Origin of the sequence: Kribbia dieselivorans NBRC 106261, from assembly GCF_001552435.1 — a bacterium.
Taxonomy (GTDB): Bacteria; Actinomycetota; Actinomycetes; order Actinomycetales; family Dermatophilaceae; genus Kribbia; species Kribbia dieselivorans.
On record NZ_BCRE01000265.1, the window covers coordinates 1 to 3,023 of the forward strand.

Annotated in this window: 5 protein-coding genes; 4 read left to right on the forward strand and 1 reads right to left on the reverse strand. The window is 69.7% G+C overall.

Going from position 1 to position 3,023, the window contains the following annotated elements:
- A partial coding sequence (locus KD1_RS15675) for a hypothetical protein (protein ID WP_217995916.1) occupies positions 1-480 on the reverse strand: 480 nt, incomplete at its 3' end.
- A gap of 130 nt (positions 481-610) precedes the next feature.
- Here KD1_RS15675 and rimP point away from each other — a divergent pair.
- The 4 genes from rimP to KD1_RS15690 form a co-directional block, all read left to right on the forward strand.
- The gene (rimP, locus tag KD1_RS15680) at positions 611-1,201 is read left to right on the forward strand and encodes a ribosome maturation factor RimP (protein WP_068403460.1); all 591 of its coding nucleotides are present in this window, start codon (positions 611-613) and stop codon (positions 1,199-1,201) included.
- A 1-nt stretch (position 1,202) separates the two neighbouring features.
- Positions 1,203-2,294 carry a transcription termination factor NusA gene (gene nusA / locus KD1_RS15685; RefSeq protein ID WP_068403462.1) on the forward strand — a complete coding sequence of 364 codons (1,092 nt, stop codon included), beginning with the start codon at positions 1,203-1,205 and terminating at the stop codon, positions 2,292-2,294.
- Between the two features lie 84 nt (positions 2,295-2,378).
- The gene (locus tag KD1_RS16380) at positions 2,379-2,765 is read left to right on the forward strand and encodes a YlxR family protein (RefSeq protein ID WP_083542545.1); all 387 of its coding nucleotides are present in this window, start codon (positions 2,379-2,381) and stop codon (positions 2,763-2,765) included.
- Between the two features lie 58 nt (positions 2,766-2,823).
- Positions 2,824-3,023, forward strand: a 200-nt coding sequence (locus KD1_RS15690) for a translation initiation factor IF-2 N-terminal domain-containing protein (RefSeq protein WP_157073420.1), incomplete at its 3' end; no start/stop codon positions are given.

Consider the following 3,023-nt stretch of genomic DNA (forward strand, 5'->3'; position numbering starts at 1 on the left):
CGGCCAGGTCTGATCGCTGCCGGCCCACGTGGTCGCAGCGACCCGCTGGGCCGTCAGCGCCCCGAGCAGGGGGAGGAAGTCGTCCCGCGCGACCTCCAGGCACCGCACGACGAGTTCGGCCCCGGCCTGGGTGTCCGCCGGCGGAGCGTCGTGCCCCGCCTCGACCGGCGAGTCGACGATGTCGGTCGGCACCCCGGCGCGCAGCAGCGCATCACGCAGCACGGTGCGTTGGGTGGCCAGGCTGCCCGTCGCGTCGACGTCCTTCGGCGCGCCCCGATACGCCGACCGCCCGCACGAGTCGAGCAGCGTCAGCAGCATCGCCTCACCGGGCAGCGGTTCACGGCCGGGCAGGAACGGCAGTCGCGGGGCGTCGTCTTCCGTGCGCAGCCCGCAGCCGGTCAGGGTTGCCAGCATCGCCAGCCCACCACCGGCCAGCACGAGGCGGCGGGGCAACGGGGCGGAGCGATGTTGGGTGGGCACGTGGGAATGATGGCACGTTGTCCTTGGGTGCCCGAGTTTGTCTACACTGGCCAGTCAGGCAGACGTCGCCACCGGCGTTGCCGCCCAACTGAAGACCAACTGAACACCCAACTGAAGAGAGGGCCGAGCCGTGAGCGTGCAGGACGCCGTCAGGACCCTGATCGAGCCCCCACTGACCGCCCAGCACCTCGTCGTCGATGAGGTCGCCGTCACCGCCACCGGACACCGTCGCCAGGTCAGGGTCACCGTCGAGAAGGCGATGCCCGCCGCCGACGGCCCGACCACGGCTGTCGTGCCCCCGCTGAGCCTCGACGAGATCACCGAGGCCACCCGGATCGTCGATGCCGCCCTCGAGTCCTCCGATGTCATGGGCTCGTCGCCGTATGTGCTGGAGGTGTCGTCCCCCGGCCTGAGCCGGCCCCTGACGACCGCCGACCACTTTCGCCGCAACGTCACCCGTCTGCTGACCGTGACGCTGGTCGACGGTACGACCGTCACGGGGCGGCTCACGAGCGCCGACGACACGACGCTCCGGCTCGTCGAGGCCGCCGTGAAGAAGACGCCGGAGCGGGTGCACGACCTAGCCCTGGCCGACGTGCGGCAGGCCACCGTCGAGGTGGAGTTCAACCGCCCCGCCGACGATCAGACCGGCCTGACGGATGCCGATCTCGGCGACGAGCACCTCGACGACACCGACGACCTCGACCTGGAGAAGGACTGACATGGACATCGACCTCGCCTCACTGCGCGCCCTGGAGCGGGAGCGGGACATCTCCCTCGACGTCCTCGTCGACGCCATCGAGTCCGCGCTCCTCATGGCCTACCACCGCACCGAGAGCGCTCAGCGCCATGCCCGCGTCGAACTCGACCGCAAGACCGGCCACGTCGTGGTCTGGGCGCGCGAGGAGATCGAGTACGACCTCTCCGAGGAGGAGATCGCCGCCGAGCAGGCCCGCCGCGACGAGGCCGGCGACGAGCGTCCGGCGCCGACCAAGCGCCGCGATCTCGGGCCGGAGTTCGACGACACCCCGACCGGGTTCGGGCGAATCGCCGCGTCGACGGCCCGGCAGGTCATCGTCCAGCGGTTGCGCGACCTCGAGGACGAGGCGATCCTCGGTGACTTCAAGGGCCGTGAGGGCGACATCGTCGCCGGGGTGATCCAGCAGTCCCCGAACCCGCGGCATGTCACCGTCGACTTCGGCACCGTCGAGGGCATCCTGCCGCTGGCCGAGCAGGTGCCCGGTGAGCAGTACCACCACGGCGACCGGATCCGCTGCTACGTCGTCTCGGTCAAGCGCGGCCCGCGTGGCCCGGAGATCATGCTCTCGCGCACCCATCCGAACATCGTGCGCAAACTCTTCGCCCTCGAGGTGCCCGAGATCGCCGACGGGGCCGTGGAGATCGCCGCCCTGGCCCGCGAGGCCGGTCACCGCACGAAGATGGCCGTCACGTCCAAGGTCGCCGGCCTCAACGCCAAGGGCGCCTGCATCGGCCCCATGGGGGCACGGGTGCGCGCGGTCATGACCCAGCTCAACGGCGAGAAGATCGACATCGTCGACTACTCCGACGACCCGTCGACGTTCATCGCCGCCGCGTTGTCGCCGGCGCGGGTGCAGTCGGTCACCGTCGTCGACCCGAAGCTGCGGGCCGCGCGGGTGATCGTGCCCGGCTACCAGCTCTCGCTGGCGATCGGCAAGGAGGGCCAGAACGCGCGCCTGGCCGCGAAGCTCACGGGCTGGCGCATCGACATCCGGCCCGACACCGCTCCGGACCAGTCGACGGCCACCTCACCCGAGGCCTCGCCCTCGGTGTGAATCGAGCGTGACGGAGCAGTGAGCGGCCGGGATTCGAGCGCCGTCGGGCCGGCGATGGCGGAGTTCGGCGACGAGGGCGCTAGAATGGGCGGGACCGACCGGACTGGACTCCGGTCACGTCATTCCACACACACCCAGCGGGGTCCGACCCGCACGTGTGTGGGGTGCCGTGGAACGGATAGCTGGTCGGGGCTGTTGAGAGTGGTGGCGGTCGAAGGCGAGCACGGTTTCGTGCTGACCCCCGACCCGAGACATCGACTGCCCGGACGTGGCGCATGGCTGCATCCGAGCCGGTCGTGTCTCGATCTGGCTCTCCGCCGACGAGCCTTTCCGCGGGCCCTGCGGGTGACCGCAGCCGTGGACAGTGCTGTGCTGGTGGAGTACCTGGGCGCCATGACCGAAGTGGAATCCGAAACAGAAACCGAAAGCGGGTTTGACGCTGATGAGCACCCGATGAGTACTCAGCGATGAGCACCATTTCGTTGTAGGAGTCCGCGCCCGAGGTGGGCACGGACATGACAGGAGAAAAGTGGCAAAGGTCCGTGTCTATGAGCTCGCCAAGGAGCTCGGAGTCGAGAGCAAGACCCTGCTCGCTCACCTGAAGAATCAGGGAGAGTTCGTGCGGTCGGCGTCCTCGACGATCGAAGCGCCGGTCGTGCGCAAGATCAAGGAAAACTTCCCCGACGAGCTGCGCAAGGGCGGACGCCCCGGCTCGTCGACCCCCGCGCC

Bases quoted from the DNA above. Each gene is read 5' to 3' on its own strand.
- nusA (WP_068403462.1), top strand. From the start codon at position 1,203: ATGGACATCGACCTCGCCTCACTGCGCGCCCTGGAGCGGGAGCGGGAC.
- KD1_RS16380 (WP_083542545.1), top strand. From the start codon at position 2,379: ATGGGCGGGACCGACCGGACTGGACTCCGGTCACGTCATTCCACACAC.